Genomic DNA, 22,902 nt, shown 5'->3' on the forward strand with positions numbered 1-22,902 from the left:
CGCAAGACAGCACCTCCTGCCCGAGTATATCGACGGCTTGCCGACCGGCGCCGACACCGACACCGGCTGCGGCACCGGCACCGGCACCGGCTGGGGGGAACCGGGAACCGGCGACCCCGCCCGGAAGTGGTCAGGGCGGGGCCGCCGGGGTCGGTCACAGGGCGACGGGCGGGTGCTCGGCGTCCTGCTGCTGGGGGCGGGTGCCCGGGAGGGTGGCCAGGGCCACGACCAGGGCCAGCAGGTAGAAGGCGCCGCCGAGCAGGAACCCGTACGAGTAGCCGGTGGTGAGGGCGTGCGGGACGCTGCCCGGCAGCTCGTGGTCGGTGATCGCGGTGGCCGCCGCGGCGAGGGCGGCGAGGCCGATGGCGCCGCCGATCTGCTGGGCGGTGTTGACCAGGCCGGAGGCCGCGCCGGTGGCCTGCGGGGCGACCCCGCGGACGCTGACGATGGTGACGGCCACGAAGACCATGCCGAGGCCGAGGCCGGCGACCAGCTGGGCCGGCAGCAGCGCGGCCCACGGGGTCTGGCCGGGCTCGATGAGGCTGAACCAGACCATGCCTGCGGTGCCGATCAGCAGACCGAGGGCGATCACGTTGCGCTCGGGCAGCTTGGCGAGCAGCTGCGGGCCGACGCCGCCGGCCGCGATGCCCATGCCGAGGGCGAAGGGCAGGTAGGCGACGCCGGTGACCATCGGGGCGTAGCCCTTGACCAGCTGCATGTAGAGGGTCAGGAAGTAGAAGGTGGCGAGCATGCCCGCGCCGACCAGGAACATGATCAGGTTGGCGCCGACGCGGCTCTTGTCGGCGAGCACCCCGCTCGGGATCATCGGCGCCCTGCTGGAGCGCTGGATGAGGACGAAGGCGAGGATCAGGACGAGCGCGGCGCCCAGGCCGATCAGGGTGACGCTGTCGCCGAAGCCCTTGTCGCCGGCGCGGTTGATGGCGTAGACGAGCGAGCCGAAGCCCAGGGTGGCGGTGAGCGCGCCGGGCACGTCGACCTTGCCGCGCTCGCGCTCGCCCTCCTTGAGGACGCCGGTGCCGAACAGGACGGCCAGGGCGATCGGGATGTTCACGAACATCACCCAGCGCCAGCTCAGGTACTCGGTGAGCGCGCCGCCGAGCAGCAGGCCGACGACCGAGCCGAGGCCGCCCATCGCGCCGTAGACGCCGAGCGCCTTGTTGCGGGCGGGTCCGGCCGGGAAGGTGGTGGCCAGCAGGGACAGGGCGGTGGGGGCGGCGATGGCGGCGCCCGCACCCTGGATCACGCGGGCGGCGATGAGCAGTTCGCCGCTCTGGGCGAGGCCGCCGAGCAGCGAGGCGGCGGTGAACAGGACCAGGCCGGTGCGGAAGACCCGGCGGCGGCCGAAGAGGTCACCGGCGCGCCCGCCGGCCAGCAGCAGACCGCCGAAGGCCAGGGCGTAGGCGGTGACGATCCAGCCGAGGCCGGACTCGCTGAGCCCGAGGGCGCTCTGCATGCTGGGCAGGGCGACGGCGACGATCGTGTTGTCGAGGACGAGCATGAGCTGGGCGGCGGCGATCACGAGTAACGCCAGTCCGAGTTTGCCGTCCTGCTGCGGCGGGGCCGCGGCCTTGGGGACGGCCTGAGTGCGGTCTTGCAGCGACATGGGATGTCTCCGTGTCTGTCTCAGGGTTGGGGGGTGTCGAGCGGAGCGCGGAACCCTCGGGATCCGGTCAGCGGGTGGCGGAGGGGGTCTTGGGGGTCCAGACGGCGAGGTCCTCGTAGGCCTTGCGCCAGTCGTTCTCGTAGGCGTTGCGCAGCGGCTCGGGCATCTTGCCGAGGATGTGGGCGACCTTCGCGGCGTCGATGTCGTCGAGCATCCAGGGCAGGTAGCGGGCCGAGTCGTCCCCGATCCGGGTGCGCTGCTCGGCGGAGAAGTCCGCCCACTGCTCCTGGGAGAGCGTGATGTCCATGAGCTGGAGGGCGTCCCGCTCCTCGTGGTCGAGGTGGCCGCCGAGCTTGGTGTAGAGGGTGTCGGTCAGGCCGGTCAGGCGCTCCGGTCCGGAGTCGCGGTCGGCGAGAGCGGCGTCGATGTCGGCGAGGAGCGGGTCGATGACGCCGTGCTCGGCCTCCATGTCGGCGAGCAGGGCCAGTTCGGCGTCCTTGCCGACCAGCGCGGCCTCCATGACCGGCCAGATCTTCACGTCCTCGGAGGTGTGGTGGACGGTCAGGAACTTCTTGAACAGCTCCCAGCCGACCGCGGTGCTCAGCACGTGCCGGGGGTCCTCGTCGACCCGCGCGGTGATCCGGGCGATCCGCTCCAGCTCGCGGCGGAGCGCGTCATGGATGGCGAACATCATCGTCATGTCGAGGTTCTTGAAGTCCTGGCTCATCGTTCTCTCCCTCACTGCTGCGTCGTACTGCGAGAGTATCGTCAACCTGCTTATCTATCAAGCTTCCAACTAGCAATATGCCAACCATCAGGGCCGGAACTATTCGCCGGTCGGCGGCTGACGCCACTGCCGTGCCCGAAGGCGCAGGTCAGCGGGTGCTCGCGGGCTCCAGGGCGGGCTCGTCCTGGCCGGTTCCGGCCGGTTCCGGCTCGGAGTCCTCGTCGATGCCCTTGCGGATCCAGGTCAGCGCGGGGCTGGTCATGGCCGTGGTGAGCAGCGCCATCAGCACCAGGACGGTGAACAGCTCCGGCCCGATGACACCCAGCCCGAGCCCGATGTTGAGCACGATCAGCTCGGTCAGGCCACGGCAGTTCATCAGCGCGCCCAGCGACATGGAGTCCCGCCAGTCCCGGCCGGAGAGCCGGGCCGCGAGCGTGCCGCCGCCCCACTTGCCGGCCACGGCGACGGCGAGCACGGCAGCCGCCCACAGCCACTGGGTGCCGTTGCCGCCCAGCAGTCCCACGTCGGTCTTCAGACCGGTGCTGACGAAGAACAGCGGCAGCAGCGCGGGCACGGCGAAGGCCCGCATCCGGGCCGCGGTGGCCTCGATCCGGCGGCTGCCGCGCGGGGTGACCACGCCGAACAGGAACGCGCCGAACAGCGCGTGCACCCCGATCCGGTCGGTGGCGTACGCGGCCAGGCTCAGCCCGCTGAACAGCACGACCAGCACGACCCCGTCGGCGTAGCGGTGTTCCGCCCGTGCGGCCCATCTGGCCAGCAGCGGCCGTACGACGAGGAACATCACGGCGGTGAAGACGAGCGCGTACCCGGCGGTGGTCAGGGCCTCCACGGGCGAGTTGCTCTTCGTCACCGCGACCACCGCGGCCAGCAGGCACCAGGCGCTGACGTCGTCCACGGCCGCGCTGGCCATGGCGAGTGCGCCGATCCGGGTCCGGTACAGGCCCCGGTCGGTCAGGATCCGGGCCAGCACCGGGAACGCGGTGATGCTCATCGACACCGCGATGAACAGCACGAACGGCAGCTTCCCGGTGCCGGGCGGCGCGAGGTCGCCGTACATGCCGAGGGCCAGCAGCGTGCCGAGCACCAGCGGGAGCGCGATCCCGGCCTGGGAGACGGCGACGGCCGTTCTGCTGTTGCCGCGCAGGGACTTGAGGTCGAGTTCGAGTCCGACGAGGAACATGAACACGAGCAGGCCGATGTTCCCGAGCACGCCGATGTACGGCAGCGCCGACTCCGGGAACAGCCATGCCTGGCCGGCGGGCCAGAGCCAGCCCAGCAGGGACGGGCCGAACAGGATGCCGACGAGTATCTCGCCGACGACAGGGGGCTGCCCGAACCTCCTGAGCAACTGCGCCCCGGCCCGACAGGCAAGGATCACCACGGGCACGGCGACGAGCAGAGGGGTGAGCGGATCGGGGGCGGCGGCTGCCATCGCGTCTCCTATTCACAGAGGGGATCAGGTGACGCGCCCCGTAGGGGCGCGGGGAACTGCGCGATCAGCCACATCGGACCTGTGGACGGTCCACCACGGATCACGGCACTTTCTGCGCATCGCCGTGCCGGGCACGGTCGTCGAACGGCCGCTGCGCCGTCGTGGCTGGTCGCGCAGTTCCCCGCGCCCCTGAAAGGGGCGCGTTGTCGGCGCCGGGACTTTCACGTGCCGTAGGGACGCGCCGCCTTGGCCTCGCGCAACGCGTCGGCCCACCAGCGCAGCTGGTCCAGCATCAGCTTGGCCGCGGCCTCGGCGCCCTCCGGCTCCGCCGGAAACGTGCCGTCGGTGTCGTAGTGCTCCAGCACCCGCGGGAACGTCACGACGTCCTTCATCCCCACGCAGTGGAACTCGGCGAAGATCTGCCGCAGATGCTCGATCGCCCGCACCCCGCCGGCCATGCCGAGGCCGTAGCCGACGAACCCGACCGGCTTGGCCTCCCACTCGCTCTGGAAGCTGTCGATGAGGGTCTTCAACGGCCCGGGAACGCTCCGGTTGTACTCCGGTACGACGACCACGTACGCCTCCGCCCCGGCCAGTCGGGGCCGCAGCGCCGCCGCCCGCGGGTCGGTCTCGTCGAGGCTCGCCGGCAGCAGGTGCTCGGCGACGTCGACGACGTCCAGGACCAGGTCGTCGCGGCGGGCGGCGACCCGCGCGAACCAGCCCGCGACGTCCGGGGCGAGCCGCCCGTCGCGGGCGGAGCCGACCAGCAGCGCCACCCGGACCGGCCGGGTGACCAGACCGGCGGCGGTCACGGCCGGGCCGCCCGCAGTCGCGCCGGTGCCTCGACCGGCGTCAGCGCGAGGAACTCGGTGGCCTCGACCCGGGAGAGGATCCGCCGGGTCAGGGCGGGCATCTTCGTCGTACCGTCGTCGGTGAAGACCACCGGTCCGGTGACCCGGATCCGGCGGCCACGCGTGGTGATCTCGCAACCGCCCGCCGCCAGCACGTTCTTGACCCAGTCGGAGCCGGGTCCGTAGGGCAGCGTGATGACGATGTCCGCGCCGCGCCGGAACAGCTTGACGGGCGTGGCGAACTCACGCCCTGACTTACGGCCGCGGTGGTGAACCTTCCCGAAACCGGGCAGCCGGCTGAACAGCGGCCCGACGAAATGGTTGGCGAACCGCCGGTTGAAGCGGGCGACTTTCCTGTCGATCGGCATGTCTCAAGTCCCTTGCTCCGTCGGGTCCTTGGCGTTCTGGTGGGTCTTTCGGCAGATGTCGGCGCCCGGCCCCCGCCGCCGTCAGCGGGGGCCGGGCGCGGCCGGGGCGGCGGATCAGGCCGCGGGCCTGCCCGCAGCGGGACCGCCGGCCGGACCGCCGGCCGGGGTCAGCGGGCCGCCCGGCTTGCCGCCGGACTTGAGGAAGCGCTCCAGGGAGAAGTTGTCGACGATGCCCCAGCGCTCGGCGATCCGGTCGCCCTCGAAGCGGAACCAGATGATCGCCTGGTGCTGCACCTGCAGCCCGGTCGGCTGGATGCCGATGAACGGGCCGGTGTGCCGGCCGTGCATGACCCAGCGGATGGCGGCCTTGTCGCCCATCGATATGAAGTCGAGGATCTCGTACTTGATGTCGCTGAACGCGGACTGCTGGATCCGGATGGTGTGCTTGAACGCCTCCGGGCCGCGCATGGAGTCGTCGTGGCTGCCGTGGTTGCGGAAGTCGGCGGTGAGGTAGCGGTCGGCGGCCGACAGGTCGCCGAGGTCCAGGCCCTCGTGGAAGACCTTCTCGATCAGTTCCTTCTGCTGGTCCGCGGTGAGCGTGGTCGGCATGGGTGCGTTCTCCTCTGCTGAAGTGGCGCCTGATGTGGCGGCCGAAGTGGCGGCCGAAGCGGGCGGGTTTCCCCGGGTGTCGAGGGTCTTGCGGTCGACCTGGGTGACCCCTCTGGGCACGGCGCCGGTGGTCCACACGATCCGCAGCCGCAGCCGGTCGAACCGCCAGCCGTCGGGGGTGCGCCGGGCCGTGCCGGTGAACCGGCCGCCGAGCTGGAAGTACTGCGTGGGGTCCGGCGGCAGCGGCGAGCCGTGGTGCACGTGGGAGGCGATCAGGCTCCAGCTCAGCTCGGCCCGGTCGCCGTCGACCTCGACCTGGGTCTCCGAGCCGTGGTGGTGGGTACGGCCCCAGCGCGCCATGATCTCGGTGGTGAAGCCGGACACCCCGGCAAGGCCCCGGTGGCTGCCCACCGGGAACGTCATCTCGACGTCCTCGGTGAACAGGGACCTCGCCCAGGTCTCGTCGAAGCCTCCCTCGTCGAGGCCGGCCAGGTAGCGCCCGGCCAGGTCCCGCAGGCTCAGCACGTCGGTGAGGCGGGCGACCTCGGCCGTCATGACACCCGGCGCGCTTCGGTCCGGGCGTCCGTCGCGTAGATCACGACGTCGTCGGGGCCGTGCACGACGGCCTTGCCCTCGCCGGTGAGCGCGTCGCCGTCGTGGCGGGCCGCGATGTCGATCTGGATGTAGGCGGCCCGGTGGCCGTTGGGGCTGATCTGGGTGACGTCGAGGTTGAAGTCCTCGCGCAGGGAGAACTCCAGCGAGTCGTCGCCGGTGACGGTCCAGGCGCCGGTGCCGGTGCTCTTGCGCGTGGTGACCGAGAGCGAGCCGTCCGGGGCGAAGGCGACGGTGTACTCGTCCACCTCGCCGTCGTGCGTGACCGTACCCGTCCATTGACCGACGGGTGTCCAGGTGGAAACAGGCATCGACCACACTTCCTCAAGTCGGGGCGGAGAGAAAACAAAAAATCCGCGCCCCGGTCGGGGCACGGATTTCGGGAAGGATGCCACGGGCTTGAATGCAGAAGCCCGGGAGAAGCGCCGCCGCCGTCAGGGCATGGGGGCGCCGAAAAGAGTGTGACACCTCTGTTCGGTTGCGTCAACTTCCCTTTAGGTGAAGCGAGTTGACAATCAGGCGGGTAATCGAAGAAGCCCCCGCGGCAGGGGGGATGGGCCGCGGGGGCTGCTTCGCACCGGATCCCCGCACGGATCCGGTTTCTTGCGGGTGATGGTCGGTGAATTCTGAAGAGCCGGTCGAATTAACTGCGGTTACCGGGTCTCGCGCCGCTTATTCGGTCTCGTTCCTGCGCGCCAGTGCGAAGAGTTCGTCGAGGTCGTACTCGGCCCGCCGGGGCCCGCCGTGGCGGGTGAGTTTGCCGCGGCTGGCCCATTTGCGGATGGTCGCCTGGGTGACGCCCATCGCGAGGGCGGCCAGTTCCGTGGGGACCGTGCGCGGCTTCGCCGGTCCGGTCGCCTCCTCGCCCGCCTTCGGCCGGTCCGGTTCCGTCATGTCGCCGCCACCTCCCGCGCCCGGTTCGCGACCAGCAGCCACTGGCGCGGCGGCAGGGCGTGGCCGGCGTCGCAGGCGACCTGGTCCGGCACCCGGTCGCCGCCGTCCGCCGGCAGCACGCCGTAGAGCGTCCCGGCGCACTCCGGCCGGGTGCACGCGCCGAGGGCGAACCGGCGCACCGGGCCCGGGCCGAGCAGCCGGCCGAAGTCGGTGCGGAGTTCGGCGAGTTCCTCGTCGAGGTCGGCGCCCGCCGGATGCCCGGCGAACCAGGGCAGCTGCCCGCGCAGGAACCCGACCAGCGCGGGCACCCCGCGGCCGGCGGGCCGGGCGCCGGTGCGCTCGTCCACGACGAGCCGTGCCCACAGCGCCATGACCTCGGCCGTCCGGGCCCGCAGGGCCAGCGCCCGTTCGTCGAGGACGATGCCGACGGTGGCCCGGCTGCCGCTCACCCGCTCGCGCAGCACCGGCGCCCCGGGCGCCAGCGCCTGGTCGCTCTCCCGGTACAGGTCGAGCAGGGTGCGCAGCCCGCCGTCGATCCGGTCCAGGCAGCGGACGCAGATCCGGCCGCAGCGCCTGCGGCAGTCGCGGCTGACGTGGTCGTCCGTGAGTCGCTCCGGCTCTTCCATTCGGATCCCCCGAATCCTCGGTCCGTGTGGAACTGCGTCCAGTCTCCGGGGGGCCGGCGGCCGGTTCAACGCACGGCGGTTCAGGCTTCCCACAATCCTCCGCAGCTCTGTCAGCGGAGTGTCAAACCTGTGCCAAGTGGCCGGATTTGAACCCTGTTACAAACAGACCTGTCTGATTGAGGACCAACCCGAACCTTCGCTCGTCGCGCATGTTTCCGGACAACCATGCCCGTAGCCTGGGAAGTTGGGATCCTGTGGAGATCATGCGGAGGTGGGTCACCGCCGGGGTCCTCCCATGAAACAGGCATGGTTGTATGATTCTTACCACCATTGGCACCGGTGCCCGCAGGCAGTGCATGTACCGGGCACACTGTTGGCAGGGAAGGCGGGTTCGACCTGATGCAGGCGCGATCCGAGCACACGCGTCAGGCTCTCGTCCATGCCACCGCCGAGCTCATCGCGGACGGTCGGCTGTCCGACGCGGGACTGGTCAACATCTGCCGCCGGGCCGGGGTCAGCCGGGGGGCGCTCTACCACCACTTCTCCTCCACCACCGCGCTGACCGCGGCCGTGTACGAGGAGGCGAGAGCGCGGGTGGAGGCGCTGACCGAGGAGGCTTTCGCGGGGCCGGCGGCGGACGCGCCCAAACGCTTTCTGTTCGCGCTCGGCGAGGCCATGCGCACCGAGAAGGTCGTCCGGGCCGGCATGCAGCTGGCCGCGGACGGCTCCGCCGGACCGCCCCGGCTCCGCGACGACCTGCTCGCCGCGGTCCACGAGCGGGTCGCGGAGGCACAGAAGGAGTCCGCGGAACCGGCCGCGGACCTCGCCGACCTGACGGTGGTGATGGCCGCGGGCATCGAGACCCTCGGGCACACCGACCCGGGCTGGTGGGACGGCGACATCACCCAGCGCCTGTGGCGGCTGCTGCGCCCGCTGTTCGACCGGGACCGGCCGCCCGGCCGGGGCGGCGAGCGCAGGATCTGAGAGCGGGCCGGTCACTCCTCGGGCGGCGTCGTGCGCAGCCGCCCGACCAGGCCCGGCGTGGCGAGGCCGGGCAGCAGGAACTTCCACAGGACGCTGGTGCGTTCGGGCAGGTCGGCGCGGCCGGTGTAGGCCTGGGACATGATCTGCAGGCCGGTGAAGGAGCCGACGATCAGCGAGGTCGCCTCGCGCACGTCCACCCCCGGCAGGATCTCGTCCCGCTTCTCGGCCTCCTGGAGCAGCGCCAGAATGGCGTCCATGGACTGCTCGTAGGTGGTCTGCGGCGGGCAGTCGAACGACGTCTGCTCCGTGGTCAGCCGCACGCTCGCGCGCAGCACCGCGTCGTGCTGCAGGCGCCGGGCGAACTCCAGCGTCAGGTCGATCACCGACTGCAGCCTGACCGGCCGTTCGGGCACTTCCAGGGCCTCGGCGTGGGCCTGCACCAGGGCCAGCGCGATGGCCTCCTTGGAGGGGAAGTGGTGGTAGAGGGACCCCCGGGTGAGTCCGGTGCGGGCCAGGATCTCGTTGGTGCTGGCGGCGTCGTAGCCGCGCTCGTCGAAGACCTGGGCCGCCGCCTCCAGGATCGACCGCCGTGACCGCTTGCCGCGTTCCTGCTGAGCCATGCCAGATCCTTACGCTCTCCCACTGAATTCAACAGACTGGTCTGTATCGTAAGCCGCACGGCGGGCCTACGGTCAGTACCACGGCGGGAGTTGTCAGAAAGCGATTCCCCGGTCGCGCGCCGGAACCGGGCATGACCTCGGCGGACGCGCGGAAGGGCTACGGGCTGCCGATCCGGAAACCGACCCCCCGGACGGTGACGATCCAGGCAGCCGAGCCCAGTTTGCCGCGCAGGGTGCCCACATGGGTGTCGACCGTACGGCCGCGCGGCGACCAGGCGTCGTCCCACACCTGGGCCATGATCTGGCGGCGCGGGATCACCGTGCCGGGCTGCGAGGCCAGCAGGTGGAGGAGGTCGAACTCCTTGCGGGTCAGGTCGAGGGGCCGTCCGTCGAGGGTGGCCGTGCGGGCGCCGGGGTCGATGCACAGCGGCCCGTGGGCGACGACCCGGCCGGCGGCCGGCTGGTCCGCCGGCCGCACCCGCACCCGGCGCAGCACCGCCTCCATCCGGGCCAGCAGCTCCCGGAACCCGTACGGCTCGACCAGGTAGTCGTCCGAACCCGCCTGGAGGCAGAGCACGCAGTCGAGCTCCGAGCCGCGCGCGGTGACGGCGATGATCGGCAGGTCGCTGACCGCCCGGATGCCCCGGCACACCTCGAGCCCGTCGAGGTCGGGCAGGTCGAGGTCGAGCAGCACCAGGTCGGCCTCGCCGTGGCCGCGCAGCGCCTGGGCGCCGGTGGTCGCGCCGTGGGTGGCGTAGCCGTGCCGGGCCAGCCCCTGCCGGAGGGGGTCGGCGGCCCGGGGGTCGCTCTCCACGACCAGGACGTTCAGCGCTCCCGCCCGGGGCGCGCCGTAGGCGGGGGCCGGGCGGGCCGGCTGCCCGGCCTGGTGGCCGGCCGGGTGCCCGACCGGGACGAGCGGGCCGTGCGAGCGGTGGTGCCGCGGCGCCGGCGCCACGAGGTCCGCGTACTGGCGGTTCATCTGCTCCCCCTGAGGCACATCCACGTCATCTCGGACTGCGGGTTCACCACCAGACCGTACCAAACAGACTTGTCTGATTGTCAACTGCCGAGGCTCCCCGGCGCGGCGCCCGAACCCCTCGTCACGACCCCTACCGTGAGCTGCGATTTCGCCGGAATACCGGACAAGTGGGAAGCGATACTCCGTTAAGTCTGGCCACGGAAAGACTTGACCAAGGACTATGCACCTCCGGCGAATCATACAACCTTGCACGTTTCGCGGTTGCAATGCCGACATAACGGTCGACTGACATCGATGGCAGACCCTCAGGACCCCCCGACTCGCCCAAGAAATCGCTGCGCCTCTTGCAAAACCGGACCGACCTGTCTGTATCTTGTGGTGCAGAACGTCGGCCACGGGGGGTGACAGCCGACGTACGGCTTGTTGCCCCCTCCTTTCCGTCACACCGACACAGGAGCGCTGCACATGCCGCACCTCACCGACCGGGCCATCGCCCCGAAGCCGCTGCTTCCCGGACTGACCACCACTGTGCCGCGTGAGTACGTCCACCGCGCGGCGGTCTCCGAAGTCCTGCTCACCGGCTGGGAGCGCGACGAGTCCCCGGGCGCCGACGGCTTCGACGGCTTCGTCGTCCGGGCCCAATGGCCGCGCAGCCACGCGCTGTTCGCCCCCGACGGCGGATACCAGGACCCGATGCTGCTGATCGAGTCGATCCGCCAGATCGGATCCCTGCTCGCCCACGCCGAGTTCGACGTGCCGTTCGGCCACCAGTTCCTCATGTCTGACATGTCCGTGACCGCCGAGCCCGACCTGCTGGTCACGGACGCGGTCCCCACCGACGTCGAGATGCACGCGGTCTGCCGGGACGTCGTGCGCCGCGCGGGCCGGCTGCGGGAGATGCGCTACGACGTCACCGTGGTCCGGGAGAACGGGGCCCGCGCCACCGCCTCGGCCGCGTTCCGCTGCATGAGCCCGGAGGTGTACCTGCGGATGCGCGGCGAGCGCCCCACCACCACCGACCGCACCCCGCCGCCGGCCCTCGACCCGGCCACCGTGGGCCACGCCACCGCCCGGCACGTCGTCCTGTGCGCAGCCGTGCCCGGCACGTACGGCAGATGGGAACTGCGGGTCGACACCGCGCACCCCACCTACTTCGACCACCCGGTGGACCACATACCCGGCATGTTCCTCCTGGAGGCCGCCCGGCAGGCCGCGCACGCCCGCACCGGGGCACCCTGCGCCCTGCTGCTCGGCATGCGCAGCGAGTTCACGCGGTACGCCGAACTGGACGCGCCCTGCTGGATCACGGCCGACCCCGAACCGTACGGCGACTCCGGCGACCTGCTGGTACGGGTGCGCGGCAGCCAGCGGCAGGAGACGGTCTTCACCGCCGAACTCGTCCTGCGGCCCCGTGTCCGCTGACCCCGACCGCTCCCCGGGAGAGTCCCCGTGCCCGTCCTTCTCATCACCGGCGCCTCCGGGTTCGTCGGGGCCCATGTGACACGCGAGGCACAGCGCCGAAGGGCCGGCCTCCGGCTCATGAGCCACCGCCGGTCCCTGCCGTGGTCCTGTACCGGGGCGCGGACCGTGCACGCCGATCTCACCGACCCCGGCTCGCTGCGCGGGGTGTGCGACGGGGTCGACGTACTCCTGCACTGCGCGGCGCAGATCGGCGGCAGCGCCGCGGCCAACGAGGCGGTCAACGCGCGTGGCACGGCGGCGCTGGTCGCCGAGGCGCGGCGGGCCGGAGTGCACCGGATCGTCCAGCTCAGCACGGCCTCGGTGTACGGCCGCGGCACCTTCCGCGGGGACCGGCCCGAGGAGCTCGACCGCAATCCCGGTTCCGTCACCTCCCGCACCCGCGCGGCGGCCGAGGACGCGGTCCTCGCGGCCGGCGGTGTGGTGCTCCGGCCGCATCTGGTCTTCGGCGTGGGAGACACGTGGGTCGGTCCTTCCCTGGCACGGCTGCTGCGGGCCCTGCCGGGAGAGGTGGCCGGCTGGCTGTCGCGGGCGTCGGTCATCGGCGCGCCGGACCTGGCCCGGCTGCTGGTCGCCACCGCGCTGGCGCCGGACGGGGTCCTGACCGCACGGGTCTACCACGCGGCGGATCCGGCGCCGGTCACCGTGGGCAGTGCGCTGCGGGCGGTCGCCGGCTGTGCGGGGATCGACTGGCCGCGGGACAACCTCACCGTCGAGGGGGCCAAGGCGATCCTCGCGGCCAAGGGGGTCGCGCCGGGCACGCTCGACATCCTCACGACGGACCACTTCTTCGCGGCCGACGCGCTCTGGTCGGAGCTCGGTCAGTGTCCGGGCGGCGGGTTCGACACGTGGTTCGGCCGTGCCGAGCCGTGGTACCGGTCGGTCCTCGCGGCGAGGTGAGATTCCGCCCGGCACCTTTTCCGTGCGGCGAGTTGCCGTGCGCCGAAGAGGGTGCCGGGACAGGTCGCCGGGCGACCGCGGGTGGATTCCGGCTGGTCGCGCAGTTCCCCGCGCCCCTGAAGGGGCGTTGCCGACGTCCGGGCTTACCGCGGGCGCCCCGGTACGGCGGCTGTCCCAGGGGGTGTCCCGGCTCCGGCCCTTGGAGTGATCGTCCGGTGATCGGCGTGACCAGCCGCAGGTCGGGGCGTTGAAAGGGGAGTGCGGCGGCTGGTCCTGCCGCCGCACTCCCCGAGCAACAAGAAGGAGAACGTGATGTCTCGCATCGCGAAGGCCGCCGTCGTGGCACTCGGCACCGGCGCTGTGGTGATCGGCGGGGCCGGCCTGGCCCTGGCCGACGCGGGTGCCAACGGCGAGGCCGTCGGCTCGCCCGGCGTGGTGTCCGGCAACGTCATCCAGGTTCCGGTCAACATCCCGGTGAACGTGTGCGGCGACACCATCGACGTGATCGGTCTGCTGAACCCCGCGTTCGGCACCACCTGCGTCAACGAAGGCCACCTCAAGGCCGGTGACGGCAAGAACGGCGGCTACGGCTCCTGAGCCACCGCCCGCGAAGGAGCCCCGGCGCCCAGGGCGCCGGGGCTCCTCCCGTGTCCGGGGCGCCTCAGGCGTACCGGTAGATCCGGCTCACGTCCTCCAGCGACTCGGGGGTGACGTCCCACGGCGGCAGCTTCCCGCCCCGGTCGACGATCCGGCCCCGCTGCGGGTCGCCGGGGCCCGGCGGCTCCGCCGGCAGGTAGCGCTGCCCTCGGTGCCGGGCCTGCCAGCGCTCCCACTGGAGGTCGAGGAAGGCGTGGTGGAACCAGAAGACGGGGTCGTTGACGGAGGCGCCGCCGAGCATCGCCCCGCCGACCCAGCGGTGCACCCGGTTGTGGTTGTGCCAGGACTCCTTGCCGCTGCCGGTCCCCCAGCCCTCCAGCCGGTTGCGGAAACCCCGGGTGGCCGTCGAGTCCCACGGCGGGACGTCGTAGGCGGGGTCGGCCAGCGCCCGGTCGAGTTCGGCCCCGGTGGGCAGGTCGATCGGGTCGCGGGCCCGGCCCAGGTCCCGGGCGAGGAACTCGCCGTCGGTGATGCCCTCCGTGAGGGTCCAGTGCCCCGCCGCATAGGCGAAGGGACCGGTCATCACCTGCTGGTCGCGGGCCCGGCCGTTGCCGCCGAGCAGGTCCTTCGTCCAGGGCACGCCGGACGCCGAACGGTCCTTCGTCCAGTCCCAGTACGGCACCGTCACCGACCCCTCGACCCGGCGCAGGGCCTGCTCCAGGTCGAGCAGGAAGCGGCGGTGCCAGGGCAGGAAGGAGGGCGCCATGTGGGCGGCGCGCAGTCCGTCCTCGCCGTCGGGGGTGTAGTAGTCGATGTGCGTCCGCACGAAGTCGTCGTACTCGCCCCGCCGTTTGACCTCCAGGAACGCCTTCACGAGCCGCCCCCGTTCGGCGGCCGTCAACCTGCTGACGTCCTTACGCACGTACGCCATGGTCTCCCCCCATGTGCATGTGTCCCGCGCCCGTCGGGCCCGGATCGCGCAGCCGCTGCCCCGGGCCCATCTCGTCGACGGCCGCCCGGGTCGCCGCCAGCGGGGTCGGGTACGAGCTGTAGTGGTCGACCATGCTGAGCCAGCTGCCGTCGGCCCGCCGCATCAGGTGCAGCGGCCGGCCGTCCACGGTGACCTGCCACTCGCCGTCGTCGACGGTCCGCTCCGCCGCCGGGACGAGGGCGCCGCGGATGCGGCGGCCCCGGTAGGTCTCGTCGAAGGAGGTGCCCGTCGCCCGGCCCGCCGGGGGCGACGGGCGGGAGGCGGCGACGACCGGCGCGAACGCCAGGGCGACCACGGAGGCGAACAGCCCCCGGGCCGCCTCGCGCCGCGTCGGTCTGCCCGCCCCTGCTCTGCCCGGCCGCCCGGCTCCCGGCTCCGCGCCCACCGCCACACCACCGACTGAGACGACCATGCTCACTCCTCGTCCGGTTCACCCGACCGCTGTCGGTACGGGTAACCGTCCGAGGGGCCGCGCGGTCACCGCCGCACTGCCGTCCGGGGCGGGCACGGCCGACGGGCCGTGCCGCGAGGAGGGTTACCTGCCGGTGCCGGGGCCGGCACCCAGGTCGCCGCCGACGACCGTCTGAAGGACCGGGGCGAGCACCCCGACCTCGGGCATCTTCAGGTGCGGCACGCCGTAGTGCTGCGGGTCGGGTGCGCTGAGGGGCGCGTCCAGCGCCAGGCCGGGGGTGAGGGTGCGCAGGTCGGAGGCGGGGATGTCGACGCCGACGTGGTCGAAGCCCGGGCCGAGGGCGCGCGGCAGCGGCACGCCGAGGGCGACGCCGGGCAGCCGGCCGGTCAGCGGCACCTGCGGGAGCGCACCCTCCGGGACGAGCCGGCCCTCGACGTAGCGGGGTCCCTCGGGGACGCCGGGGACCAGCAGCGGCAGCTCCATGCCGAGCTTGGGCATCTGCGTGCCGAGGGACTTCTCGACGCCGTCCAGAGGTACGGGGACGGGTACCCCGCCGGTCGCGGCGGCGGGCGTGGCGGCGGCACCCATGGCGACGGCGACGCCCGCGACGACGACGGCAAGGGTTCCTCGGGTGGTCGGCTTCATGTCAGGAAGGGCCTTTCGGGCTGCGAGAGGAGCGACGTCCGTACCGGGTAACGAGCCGGGAATCGGCATCAGTTCACAATTCGCCCGGGTGCAGCATTAGTCGGCTGTTCGCCAATCGACCGGCCGCTGATCAGCCGGTCCAGAAGTCCCACCAGCGGGTCAGGATCAGCATGCCGACGACTCCGGTGTGCAGCACCGGCGCTACCCAGGTGAACTCGTCGAGGAAGTCCCGCAGTCCGCGCGGCGCGGGCAGGAAGCGCCGGCGTACGGCGAAGGAGGTGACGTACCAGAACAGGACGATGGTGGCGACCCAGGCCAGGCAGCACCACAGGCACAGCGCGCCGATCCGGTACAGCGACTGGAACTGAAGCCAGGTGACGAATCCGATGCCGAAGGCGCAGCCGGCGTCGAAGGCCAGCCAGTACCAGGCGGGGAAGCGGGCGCCGGCCAGCAGGCTCACTCCGACGCAGATCACGACGGCGTAGGAGACCAGGCCCAGCATCGGGTTGGGGAACCCGAACGCCGAGGCCTCAGCGCTCTTCATCACGCTGCCGCAGGACACCACCGGGTTGAGGCTGCAACCGGGCACGAAGTGCGGGTTCTCCAGGAGCTTGAACTTGTCGAGGGTGATGACCCAGGAGGCCAGCAGCCCGGCCGCCCCCGCGACCACCGTCAGCAGCGCGAACCCCCGCCCGGCGCCCGCGGTCCTCGCCATCAGCCGCGCAGGCTGCGGGCCGGCAGGACGACGTGCGCGGCGGCCGTCAGGGTCTCCTCGGCTCCGGCGAAGTCCTTCAGTGCCTCGGGGGTGACGGGCTTGCCCGGCTCGCCCTCCGGCCACGGGCGGGTGGTGAACACCAGGTAGGCGTAGCCGCGTTCGCCGACCGCGGCGAGCCACTCCGGGGGCGCGGGGCACTGGGCGTTGAGCGGGGCCAGGCTGAGCACGGCCTGGCCGGCCTCGACGAGCAGGGTGACGGGCAGACCGGGGCGCGCGTTGCCGTCGACGAGGTCGCCGCCGACCGGCAGCCCGTTGTTCGCCAGCAGCGCCTCGATCGCGGTCGCGGTGGCCCCGGGACCGCCCTCGGCGTCACCGAGGGAGTAGGCCAGCAGATAGGGCATGTCGCTGCCGTCGGGGGCCTCGCCGCTCCAGGCCAGCACGACGAGGGTGCCGAGGTCGGCGAGGCGGAACGGGCGGGTTTCGCTTGGGGTTGAGGTCACCGCGCGACCCTATCGACGGGCGGTGCGGCGGCCGGGTGCCCGCTCACCCGGTCGGCGGACGCCCACCGGCCCGGCCACACGAACGAGGGACACCCCGCGGTGTCCCTCGAACGCTCCCGGCCCGGCGCGGCCCGACCCGGCTCAGCCCTGCAGGGGCAGACCGCCCAGCAGCGGGTTGTGCTGGTTGAGGGCGCCGGCCGCGGTCTTGACCGTGTTGAGCGGGGAGCGCTTGTTCTCGGTGTTGAGCGCGTTCGACTGGTGCCGCAGCGGCATCGCCTGGTTCAGGTCCAGGCCGTCCTTGGTGATCGTGTTCACGGCGCCGTTGAGGCTGGTGGGCGTGAGATCGGAGGTGTTGTGGGCGAACGCGGGCGCGGCGACGCCGACGAGAGCCACGGAACCGGCGACGGCGGCGACGGCCTTCAGCGACTTCATCTTGTTCCTTTCTTCGGCGGCTTTCTGCAACGCAAGCCACCCGGGGCAAATCCGACATCATGCCCAACGACGTCCCCGCGGGCCGGAAACCCCGTTTCCGGAAGACATATGAGATCCCGCAGACACCGGCAGACACCGGCCGGCCCGGGCACGGTCCGGGGAAAGGCCGGAAAACACGGACCGGCCGTCCGCCCGCGGGGTGCGCGGGCCGACGGCCGGCCGAAGGGAACAGCCGCTGCGTCAGTCGCTGACGCAGGTGTTGCCGAAGGCGGGGTTCAGCAGGCCGATCACGTCGATGGTGTCGCCGCAGACGTTGACCGGCACGTGGATCGGAACCTCGATCACGTTGCCCGACAGCACACCCGGGGAGTGGGCGGCGGCGCCGTTCGCGCCGCTGTCGGCGGCAGCCGCACCGGCACCGCCGGCGACGGCCGCGACGGCGGCGGTGGACAGGACCAGGCCCTTCGCGATACGCGACATGGAGAGGTCTCCTTGGGGTCGAAACAAACATTCGGGCGGTTGCCCAGCGCTGTGTCAACGCGTGGCACCGTCCCGGGTTGTGCCGCCGAAAGGGTGATCTCCGGGGAGCCGCCTTCACGACTCCGACACACTTGCCCTGTTTTGACGGATTAATACGGATAGCGATTAGAGTTGCGAACCTCCCGACTTACCCGTATTGGCATCACATCGCACTCATCCCGCACCCCCGTCTCCCCGCCTCCCCGCCTCCCCGCCTCCCGGAAAGAACGAAGCCGGTCATGCGCAATCCCCTGGGCCCGCTGCTGCGCCGTGCGTCGGCGAGCGCGCTCGTCCTCGCCTCGGTCTGGGCACCGGGCACCGCCGGGGCGACGGCCCCGCCCGCCCCCGAGGCTCCGCGCATCCCCTTCGCCGAGCGCTACCACGCGGTGCAGCACGGCGGTTTCGCCCGCGCGGCCAACGCGTCCGTCAGCTGCCGCACGCTGCCCGGCGCGCCGTCCGAACCGCCCTGCCAGGCCGCACGGGAGGGACAGGTCCCGGCGGTGAACGGGGACTTCGACATGTTCTACGTCGACGTCGACGACGACCCCGACACGTACAACTCCTCCCGCGCCGAGCTCCGGCTGCCGGCGGGCTCCCGGGTGACGTACGCACGGCTGTACTGGGGCGGCAACCTGCTGGTCGGGGAGCAGAAGCCGGCCGCGGACGACGGGCGGGTGCTGATCGCCGAACCCGGCGGCGCGTACAAGGAGTTGCTCGCGGACACGGTCGTGGGCCACCGCACGGGCCGCGGCGCCGACGCCTTCCAGGCCTCGGCGGACGTGACCACCCTGGTCCGCTCCAGCGGATCCGGGCTGTGGACGGTCGGCCAGGTGAACGCTGCCGCGGGACGGTCCAGGTCCGGCGCCTGGGGCGGCTGGACGCTGGTCGTGGCGTACGAGGACCCGGCGCAGCCGCTGCGCACACTCTCCCTCTGGGACGGCTTCAGCTCCCTCGACACGCCGGTCGAGGTACGCCTGAACGGGCTACACGCCCCGCGTGGCGCCGACGGCATGGTGGGCCTGGTGGCCTACAACGGCGACCGGGGCGGCACCGGCGACTCGCTCACCTGCACCACCGCCGGGCACGCACCCGTCCCGCTCCGGGACTCCGCCGACCCGGCCGACGACGTACTCAACTCCACGATCAACGAACCCGGCCCGGTACGCGCCCGGCGTGAGCCCGCGTACGCCAACACGCTCGGCTACGACTCGGATGTGTTCGATCTGGGCACCGGTCTCGCCCAGGGCGGTGACCAGCTGAGCTTCCGGCTCGTTTCCCAGCGCGACGCGGCGTGGGCGGGCGCGCTCTTCGCCGCCGTGGAGGCGCAGTAGTACGCCGCGTTCCCGCCCGCAGTCCCGAGCGCGCCCCCCGTGAGCGAGGAATCCGCGTATGCACCGATCAGCCACCGACCCCCGGCCACGGGTCCTTCACCTGGCGCAACCCGTCGAGGGCGGCGTGGCCCGGGTTGTCCTGGACCTGGCGAAGGCCCAGCTCACGGCCGGTCTGCGGGTCACGGTGGCCTGCCCCGGCGGTGAACTGGCCGAGCGCGCGCGGGACCTGGGCGCCGAGGTGCACGGGTGGCACGCCGACCGCTCCCCGGGCGCCGGTCTCCCGGACGAGGTACGACGCCTCGGCCGGCTCCTCGACGAGGTACGGCCCGCGCTGGTGCACGCGCACAGCGCGAAGGCGGGCCTCGCCGGACGGCTCGCCGTACGCGGGCGCGTCCTGACCCTGTTCCAGCCGCACGCCTGGTCCTTCGAGGCCGTCGGCGGAGCCACCGGCGCGCTGGCGCTGAGGTGGGAGCGGTGGGGCGCGCGCTGGGCGCACCGGGTGCTGTGCGTCAGCGAGGCCGAGCGCGCGACCGGCGTGCACGCCGGTATCCGCGCCCGGTACACGGTCGTCCCGAACGGCATCGACACCGAGCACTTCACCCCGGGCACCCCGGGCGCCCCCGGCACCGCGGGCTCCCCGGCCGCCCCGGGTGCCCTCGCCTCCCCCGGCTCCCCGGCCGGCCCGGGCGAGCGGGCCGGGCGGGCTCCCCTGGTCGTCTGTGTCGGGCGGCTGTGCCGGCAGAAGGGGCAGGACGTGCTGCTGCGGGCCTGGCCCGAGGTGCTGCGCCGGGTGCCGGACGCCCGGCTGGCCCTGGTCGGCGACGGACCCGACCGGGAGGCGCTGGGCCGGCTCGCCGCCGCTGCCACTCCCCCTGCCTCCGTCGCCGCCCCGGTCGAGTTCGTGGGCCCCGTCGCGGACGTCCGCCCCTGGTACCGGGCCGCCGACCTGGTGGTGCTGCCCTCGCGCTGGGAGGGCATGGCGCTCGCCCCGCTGGAGGCGCTGGCCTGCGGGCGCCCGGTGCTGGTCACCGACGTCGACGGCGCCCGCGAGAGCCTGCCGCCCGGCCAGGCGGCGCACTGCCTGGTCCCGCCGGGGCGGCCGGGTGCGCTGGCCGGGGCCGTCGCCGCGCTGCTCCTCGACCCGGTGCTGCGCGCCTCGCTCGGCGACCGGGGGCGCCGGCACGTCCTGTCCACGCACGACGTGCGGCGCACGGCGGAGGCGGTCGCGGAGCTGTACCGCGAACTCCTCGGCGGGCTGCCGCTGGTGTCCTTCGAGCGCAGGGAGTCCATCCACTCGTGACCGCGGAAAGCACCGTCCCCTCCCCCGGCGCAAAGCCCCGGGACCACGGACTCTCGCCCGTCTCCGTCCTGCCGCCGCGCACCGCGGGCGGCTTCCGGTTCCCGCTGCGCAGGCCGCCCGCGCGGCCCGCCTCCCCGGTGCCGCTGCTCGCCGCCGACCTGGGTGCCGCGCTGCTCGGCGCCGCCGCGCTCGACGAGGCCGTCCGGCGGCCGGTCCTGGTCGGTCTGCTGCTGGCCGGGGCGATACTGCTGCGACCGCAGACCATCCGGCGGATGACCGGGATCCTGGACGAACTCCCGGCCGTCTGCGGCCGGATCGCCGTCGTCTGGCTGGGCCTGGCCGCGGCCGTCGCCGCCTGGGACCCGGACCGGGCGCTGACCGGGCGCGTCCTGCTCCTCGGCTTCGCCCTGCACGCGGCGACGGCCGGCGCGGGCCGCGGCCTGGTGCACTGGCGGCGCCGCCTCGCCCTGCTGCGCCGGCCGCGCGCCGCCCTGGTCATCGGCCCGGCCGCCACCGCCCAGCGGGTCGCCGCCGCCGTGCTGCGCCACCCGGGCTGCGGGGTGCGCCCGGTCGGCGTCGTCGCCGAACACCCCGCGGGCGCCGAGGGCCTGCCCGTGCTGACCACCGGCGAGGAGGTGGAGCGGGCCCTGATCCAGAACGGGGTCCGGGCCGTCCTCACCGTCCACCCCGCCGTCCGCACCCAGCAGGGCCCGCTGCTGCGGGCGCTGGCCGAGTCGGGCTGCGTGGTGTGGGAGGTCGACGCGGACTCACCGGCGTACGAGATGCGCGACCAGCTCGCCGGGTTCTCCTGCCGCCGCCTGGAGATGGGCTCGCGGCGGCGCGGCAGCGTCGGCAAGCGGGTCCTGGACATCGCCGTCTCCGGGGCGGCGCTGGTGCTGGCCGGACCCCTGCTGCTGGTCTGCGCGACGGTGCTGCGGATCACCGACGGGCCGGGGGTCGTCTTCCGGCAGGAGCGGATCGGCAAGGACGGCCGTCCCTTCACCCTGCTGAAGCTGCGCACCCACCGCCCGGTCGACGCGCACGAGGCCGCCACCCGCTGGAGCGTGGCCGGCGAGATCAAGATGAGCCGCTTCTGCCGCTTCCTGCGCCAGACGTCCCTGGACGAGCTGCTCCAGCTGTGGAACGTGCTCTGGGGCGACATGAGCCTGGTCGGCCCGCGCCCCGAACGGCCTTACTTCGTCGGCCAGTTCAGCCAGAGCTACCCGGGTTACGCGGCCCGCCACCGGATGCAGACCGGCATCACAGGACTCGCCCAGATCAACGGGCTGCGCGGCGACACCTCCATCGAGGACCGGGCCCGCTTCGACAACGCCTACATCGACAACTGGTCGCTGTGGCAGGACGTCTGCATCCTGCTGCGCACCGCAGCAGCGCTCGTGCGCTCGACGGGGAGCTGAGAATGAGCTTCGCACTGTCGCCGGCCAGGCCGCTGCGGCTGCCGCCGGTCCTGGCCGCGGTCGCGGTCCTCGCGGTCCTCGCGCTGCCGCTCGCCCCGGGCGGCGAGGAGAGCGGTGCGGGACCCGCCGACGCGGTGTCCGCCCTCGTGGTGCTGTACGCCGCGCTGCGGGCGGTACGGGAACGGCGGCGACCGCTGTCGGCGACGGCCGCGCTGGTGCTCGGCATGCCGGTCGTGGGACTGGCCGTCGCGGCCATGGGCGCGGCCTCGCCGGGCGCCGGGGTGACCGGTCTCGGCCGCTACCTCCAGGTGTTCGTCCTGGTCCCCGCCGCCGTCGTGCTGCTGGTCCGGGACCGCGCCGACTTCCGGCTGCTGGCCTGGTCGTTCGTGGGGCTGGCGGTCTGGCAGGGCGCGGTCGGCGTGCACCAGTACGTCACCGGGACCGGGGCGTCGTACCAGGGCGAGGAGATCCGCGCGGTCGGCACGTTCGGGCCGCAGGACGTGATGGGCATGGCGACGGTGGTGTCGTTCGGTCTGGTCTGCGCGCTCGGGCTGACGCTCGGGCACTCCCCGGTACGGCAGCGGGTGGCGGCGGGGGCGTGTGCGCTCGGGCTGCTGCTGCCGCTGGCCGTCTCCTTCAGCCGGGGCGCCTGGATCGCGACGGTCCTGACCTGCGGGGTGCAGCTCGCCCTGGCCGGGCTGCGGCGGGCGCTGAAGGTGGCCGCGGTCGCGGTCGCGGCCGGCGTGGTGCTGGTGGGCGGCTTCGGGGTCGGCACGGCGATGCTCCAGGAGCGGCTCAGCAGCATCGGGCAGGTCACGGACGCGCCGGACCAGTCGGTGGTCGACCGGTACACGCTGTGGGCGGCGGCGACGGGGATGTGGCGGGAGCACCCGGTGACCGGCGTCGGCCTGAAGAACTTCCCCGCGTACCGGGACTCGCACGCGTCGCTGGCGCTGTCGTCCGGGAGCGACACGGAGGGGGCGGGGGCGGCGTACCGGAAGCAGCCGCTGCTGTCGCCGCACAACATGTACCTGCTGGTGCTCAGCGAGCAGGGGCTGCTCGGGCTGCTGGCCCTGGCGGGCAGCTGGCTGGCGCTGCTGGCGTGCGGGCTGCGGGGGCTGTGGCGGGTGCGTGCGGGGGACGGGCTCGACTGTGCGCTGGTGGGGTGCGGGTTGCTGATCTGGCAGCTGGTGGATTTCGCGTACGCCGACATCGGGGGGCCGTCGACGGTTCTCACGGCGGTGGTGTTCGGGGCGGTGGCGTGGTGGGCGTTGGTGGGGGCGGAGCGTGCGGGATGACGGTGACGCCGGGGGTGC

General features: G+C 72.9%; 26 protein-coding genes. 8 read left to right on the forward strand and 18 right to left on the reverse strand.

What is annotated here, in order from left to right; all coding sequences use genetic code 11:
- Positions 1-154 precede the first annotated feature (154 nt).
- From AB0D74_RS10065 to AB0D74_RS10105, 9 genes are all read right to left on the reverse strand, one after another.
- Positions 155-1,624: an MFS transporter gene (locus AB0D74_RS10065; protein WP_362582603.1), complete on the reverse strand. Its 1,470-nt coding sequence runs from the start codon at positions 1,622-1,624 to the stop codon at positions 155-157.
- Between the two features lie 67 nt (positions 1,625-1,691).
- Positions 1,692-2,351, reverse strand: a complete 660-nt coding sequence (locus AB0D74_RS10070; protein WP_362582606.1) for a hemerythrin domain-containing protein — start codon at positions 2,349-2,351, stop codon at positions 1,692-1,694.
- Between the two features lie 148 nt (positions 2,352-2,499).
- A complete protein-coding gene (locus AB0D74_RS10075; protein ID WP_362582609.1) occupies positions 2,500-3,804 on the reverse strand; it encodes a cation:proton antiporter in 1,305 nt (434 codons plus the stop codon).
- A 221-nt stretch (positions 3,805-4,025) separates the two neighbouring features.
- Positions 4,026-4,616 (reverse strand): NAD(P)H-dependent oxidoreductase, encoded by a 591-nt coding sequence (locus AB0D74_RS10080; protein ID WP_362582612.1) that lies wholly within the window; start codon positions 4,614-4,616, stop codon positions 4,026-4,028.
- Complete coding sequence (locus AB0D74_RS10085) at positions 4,613-5,023, reverse strand: nitroreductase family deazaflavin-dependent oxidoreductase (protein ID WP_362582615.1); 411 nt, start codon at positions 5,021-5,023, stop codon at positions 4,613-4,615. The genes AB0D74_RS10080 and AB0D74_RS10085 overlap by 4 nt, the downstream gene beginning before the upstream one ends.
- Before the next feature lie 114 nt (positions 5,024-5,137).
- Complete coding sequence (locus AB0D74_RS10090; RefSeq protein ID WP_362582618.1) at positions 5,138-6,187, reverse strand: ester cyclase; 1,050 nt, start codon at positions 6,185-6,187, stop codon at positions 5,138-5,140.
- A complete protein-coding gene (locus AB0D74_RS10095; protein ID WP_351959117.1) occupies positions 6,184-6,555 on the reverse strand; it encodes a dehydrogenase in 372 nt (123 codons plus the stop codon). The genes AB0D74_RS10090 and AB0D74_RS10095 overlap by 4 nt, the downstream gene beginning before the upstream one ends.
- Before the next feature lie 361 nt (positions 6,556-6,916).
- A complete protein-coding gene (locus AB0D74_RS10100; protein ID WP_362582622.1) occupies positions 6,917-7,138 on the reverse strand; it encodes a hypothetical protein in 222 nt (73 codons plus the stop codon).
- Positions 7,135-7,764 carry an OvmZ protein gene (locus AB0D74_RS10105; RefSeq protein WP_362582625.1) on the reverse strand — a complete coding sequence of 210 codons (630 nt, stop codon included), beginning with the start codon at positions 7,762-7,764 and terminating at the stop codon, positions 7,135-7,137. The genes AB0D74_RS10100 and AB0D74_RS10105 overlap by 4 nt, the downstream gene beginning before the upstream one ends.
- Positions 7,765-8,163: 399 nt before the next feature.
- Between AB0D74_RS10105 and AB0D74_RS10110 the strand changes: the two genes are divergently transcribed.
- Positions 8,164-8,748 carry a TetR/AcrR family transcriptional regulator gene (locus tag AB0D74_RS10110; protein ID WP_362582628.1) on the forward strand — a complete coding sequence of 195 codons (585 nt, stop codon included), beginning with the start codon at positions 8,164-8,166 and terminating at the stop codon, positions 8,746-8,748.
- Between the two features lie 11 nt (positions 8,749-8,759).
- On the opposite strand, the gene AB0D74_RS10115 is transcribed toward AB0D74_RS10110, so the two are convergent.
- Together AB0D74_RS10115 and AB0D74_RS10120 are read right to left on the reverse strand one after the other, a co-directional pair.
- Positions 8,760-9,368: a ScbR family autoregulator-binding transcription factor gene (locus AB0D74_RS10115; protein ID WP_362582631.1), complete on the reverse strand. Its 609-nt coding sequence runs from the start codon at positions 9,366-9,368 to the stop codon at positions 8,760-8,762.
- A gap of 157 nt (positions 9,369-9,525) precedes the next feature.
- Positions 9,526-10,347: a response regulator transcription factor gene (locus AB0D74_RS10120; RefSeq protein ID WP_362582634.1), complete on the reverse strand. Its 822-nt coding sequence runs from the start codon at positions 10,345-10,347 to the stop codon at positions 9,526-9,528.
- A gap of 465 nt (positions 10,348-10,812) precedes the next feature.
- Here AB0D74_RS10120 and AB0D74_RS10125 point away from each other — a divergent pair, with 465 nt between their 5' ends.
- From AB0D74_RS10125 to AB0D74_RS10135, 3 genes are all read left to right on the forward strand, one after another.
- Positions 10,813-11,769: a ScbA/BarX family gamma-butyrolactone biosynthesis protein gene (locus tag AB0D74_RS10125; protein WP_362582637.1), complete on the forward strand. Its 957-nt coding sequence runs from the start codon at positions 10,813-10,815 to the stop codon at positions 11,767-11,769.
- A gap of 27 nt (positions 11,770-11,796) precedes the next feature.
- Positions 11,797-12,726: an NAD-dependent epimerase/dehydratase family protein gene (locus tag AB0D74_RS10130; protein WP_362582641.1), complete on the forward strand. Its 930-nt coding sequence runs from the start codon at positions 11,797-11,799 to the stop codon at positions 12,724-12,726.
- A gap of 312 nt (positions 12,727-13,038) precedes the next feature.
- A complete protein-coding gene (locus tag AB0D74_RS10135; protein WP_362582644.1) occupies positions 13,039-13,323 on the forward strand; it encodes a chaplin in 285 nt (94 codons plus the stop codon).
- A gap of 64 nt (positions 13,324-13,387) precedes the next feature.
- On the opposite strand, the gene AB0D74_RS10140 is transcribed toward AB0D74_RS10135, so the two are convergent.
- The 7 genes from AB0D74_RS10140 to AB0D74_RS10170 form a co-directional block, all read right to left on the reverse strand.
- A complete protein-coding gene (locus tag AB0D74_RS10140; protein ID WP_362582647.1) occupies positions 13,388-14,254 on the reverse strand; it encodes a tyrosinase family protein in 867 nt (288 codons plus the stop codon).
- A complete protein-coding gene (locus AB0D74_RS10145) occupies positions 14,238-14,726 on the reverse strand; it encodes a tyrosinase family oxidase copper chaperone (RefSeq protein WP_362582650.1) in 489 nt (162 codons plus the stop codon). The genes AB0D74_RS10140 and AB0D74_RS10145 overlap by 17 nt, the downstream gene beginning before the upstream one ends.
- Before the next feature lie 123 nt (positions 14,727-14,849).
- On the reverse strand, positions 14,850-15,371 hold the full coding sequence (locus AB0D74_RS10150; RefSeq protein WP_362582653.1) for a hypothetical protein: 522 nt from the start codon (positions 15,369-15,371) through the stop codon (positions 14,850-14,852).
- A 130-nt stretch (positions 15,372-15,501) separates the two neighbouring features.
- Positions 15,502-16,086, reverse strand: a complete 585-nt coding sequence (locus AB0D74_RS10155) for a vitamin K epoxide reductase family protein (protein ID WP_362582657.1) — start codon at positions 16,084-16,086, stop codon at positions 15,502-15,504.
- Positions 16,086-16,586 (reverse strand): DUF5949 family protein, encoded by a 501-nt coding sequence (locus AB0D74_RS10160; protein ID WP_362582660.1) that lies wholly within the window; start codon positions 16,584-16,586, stop codon positions 16,086-16,088. Before AB0D74_RS10160 ends, AB0D74_RS10155 begins: the two co-directional genes overlap by 1 nt.
- Before the next feature lie 141 nt (positions 16,587-16,727).
- Entirely contained in the window at positions 16,728-17,018 is a 291-nt protein-coding gene (locus tag AB0D74_RS10165; protein ID WP_362582663.1) for a hypothetical protein, read from the reverse strand.
- A 240-nt stretch (positions 17,019-17,258) separates the two neighbouring features.
- Positions 17,259-17,498: a chaplin gene (locus AB0D74_RS10170; protein ID WP_362582666.1), complete on the reverse strand. Its 240-nt coding sequence runs from the start codon at positions 17,496-17,498 to the stop codon at positions 17,259-17,261.
- Between the two features lie 278 nt (positions 17,499-17,776).
- Here AB0D74_RS10170 and AB0D74_RS10175 point away from each other — a divergent pair, with 278 nt between their 5' ends.
- The 4 genes from AB0D74_RS10175 to AB0D74_RS10190 are packed head-to-tail and all read left to right on the forward strand — an operon-like array spanning position 17,777 to position 22,884.
- Positions 17,777-18,868: a DUF3344 domain-containing protein gene (locus AB0D74_RS10175; protein WP_362582669.1), complete on the forward strand. Its 1,092-nt coding sequence runs from the start codon at positions 17,777-17,779 to the stop codon at positions 18,866-18,868.
- Between the two features lie 58 nt (positions 18,869-18,926).
- Positions 18,927-20,168 carry a glycosyltransferase gene (locus AB0D74_RS10180; protein WP_362582672.1) on the forward strand — a complete coding sequence of 414 codons (1,242 nt, stop codon included), beginning with the start codon at positions 18,927-18,929 and terminating at the stop codon, positions 20,166-20,168.
- Positions 20,165-21,586 carry an exopolysaccharide biosynthesis polyprenyl glycosylphosphotransferase gene (locus AB0D74_RS10185; protein ID WP_362582675.1) on the forward strand — a complete coding sequence of 474 codons (1,422 nt, stop codon included), beginning with the start codon at positions 20,165-20,167 and terminating at the stop codon, positions 21,584-21,586. The genes AB0D74_RS10180 and AB0D74_RS10185 overlap by 4 nt, the downstream gene beginning before the upstream one ends.
- 2 nt (positions 21,587-21,588) lie before the next feature.
- A complete protein-coding gene (locus tag AB0D74_RS10190; RefSeq protein WP_362582678.1) occupies positions 21,589-22,884 on the forward strand; it encodes an O-antigen ligase family protein in 1,296 nt (431 codons plus the stop codon).
- The last annotated feature ends 18 nt before the right edge of the window (positions 22,885-22,902 follow it).

Origin of the sequence: Streptomyces sp. NPDC048278, assembly GCF_040652195.1 — a bacterium.
Lineage (GTDB): Bacteria > Actinomycetota > Actinomycetes > Streptomycetales > Streptomycetaceae > Streptomyces.

Excerpts from the sequence above, each read along its gene's own strand:
- AB0D74_RS10075 (WP_362582609.1), bottom strand. The coding sequence starts at position 3,804 with ATGGCAGCCGCCGCCCCCGATCCGCTCACCCCTCTGCTCGTCGCCGTG.
- AB0D74_RS10150 (WP_362582653.1), bottom strand. The coding sequence starts at position 15,371 with ATGAAGCCGACCACCCGAGGAACCCTTGCCGTCGTCGTCGCGGGCGTC.
- AB0D74_RS10155 (WP_362582657.1), bottom strand. The coding sequence starts at position 16,086 with ATGGCGAGGACCGCGGGCGCCGGGCGGGGGTTCGCGCTGCTGACGGTG.
- AB0D74_RS10175 (WP_362582669.1), top strand. The coding sequence starts at position 17,777 with ATGCGCAATCCCCTGGGCCCGCTGCTGCGCCGTGCGTCGGCGAGCGCG.
- AB0D74_RS10110 (WP_362582628.1), top strand. The coding sequence starts at position 8,164 with ATGCAGGCGCGATCCGAGCACACGCGTCAGGCTCTCGTCCATGCCACC.
- AB0D74_RS10170 (WP_362582666.1), bottom strand. The coding sequence starts at position 17,498 with ATGTCGCGTATCGCGAAGGGCCTGGTCCTGTCCACCGCCGCCGTCGCG.
- AB0D74_RS10090 (WP_362582618.1), bottom strand. The coding sequence starts at position 6,187 with ATGACGGCCGAGGTCGCCCGCCTCACCGACGTGCTGAGCCTGCGGGAC.
- AB0D74_RS10120 (WP_362582634.1), bottom strand. The coding sequence starts at position 10,347 with ATGAACCGCCAGTACGCGGACCTCGTGGCGCCGGCGCCGCGGCACCAC.
- AB0D74_RS10140 (WP_362582647.1), bottom strand. The coding sequence starts at position 14,254 with ATGGCGTACGTGCGTAAGGACGTCAGCAGGTTGACGGCCGCCGAACGG.
- AB0D74_RS10065 (WP_362582603.1), bottom strand. The coding sequence starts at position 1,624 with ATGTCGCTGCAAGACCGCACTCAGGCCGTCCCCAAGGCCGCGGCCCCG.
- AB0D74_RS10190 (WP_362582678.1), top strand. The coding sequence starts at position 21,589 with ATGAGCTTCGCACTGTCGCCGGCCAGGCCGCTGCGGCTGCCGCCGGTC.
- AB0D74_RS10125 (WP_362582637.1), top strand. The coding sequence starts at position 10,813 with ATGCCGCACCTCACCGACCGGGCCATCGCCCCGAAGCCGCTGCTTCCC.
- AB0D74_RS10165 (WP_362582663.1), bottom strand. The coding sequence starts at position 17,018 with ATGAAGTCGCTGAAGGCCGTCGCCGCCGTCGCCGGTTCCGTGGCTCTC.
- AB0D74_RS10180 (WP_362582672.1), top strand. The coding sequence starts at position 18,927 with ATGCACCGATCAGCCACCGACCCCCGGCCACGGGTCCTTCACCTGGCG.
- AB0D74_RS10135 (WP_362582644.1), top strand. The coding sequence starts at position 13,039 with ATGTCTCGCATCGCGAAGGCCGCCGTCGTGGCACTCGGCACCGGCGCT.
- AB0D74_RS10100 (WP_362582622.1), bottom strand. The coding sequence starts at position 7,138 with ATGACGGAACCGGACCGGCCGAAGGCGGGCGAGGAGGCGACCGGACCG.
- AB0D74_RS10145 (WP_362582650.1), bottom strand. The coding sequence starts at position 14,726 with ATGGTCGTCTCAGTCGGTGGTGTGGCGGTGGGCGCGGAGCCGGGAGCC.
- AB0D74_RS10070 (WP_362582606.1), bottom strand. The coding sequence starts at position 2,351 with ATGAGCCAGGACTTCAAGAACCTCGACATGACGATGATGTTCGCCATC.
- AB0D74_RS10105 (WP_362582625.1), bottom strand. The coding sequence starts at position 7,764 with ATGGAAGAGCCGGAGCGACTCACGGACGACCACGTCAGCCGCGACTGC.
- AB0D74_RS10115 (WP_362582631.1), bottom strand. The coding sequence starts at position 9,368 with ATGGCTCAGCAGGAACGCGGCAAGCGGTCACGGCGGTCGATCCTGGAG.
- AB0D74_RS10095 (WP_351959117.1), bottom strand. The coding sequence starts at position 6,555 with ATGCCTGTTTCCACCTGGACACCCGTCGGTCAATGGACGGGTACGGTC.
- AB0D74_RS10085 (WP_362582615.1), bottom strand. The coding sequence starts at position 5,023 with ATGCCGATCGACAGGAAAGTCGCCCGCTTCAACCGGCGGTTCGCCAAC.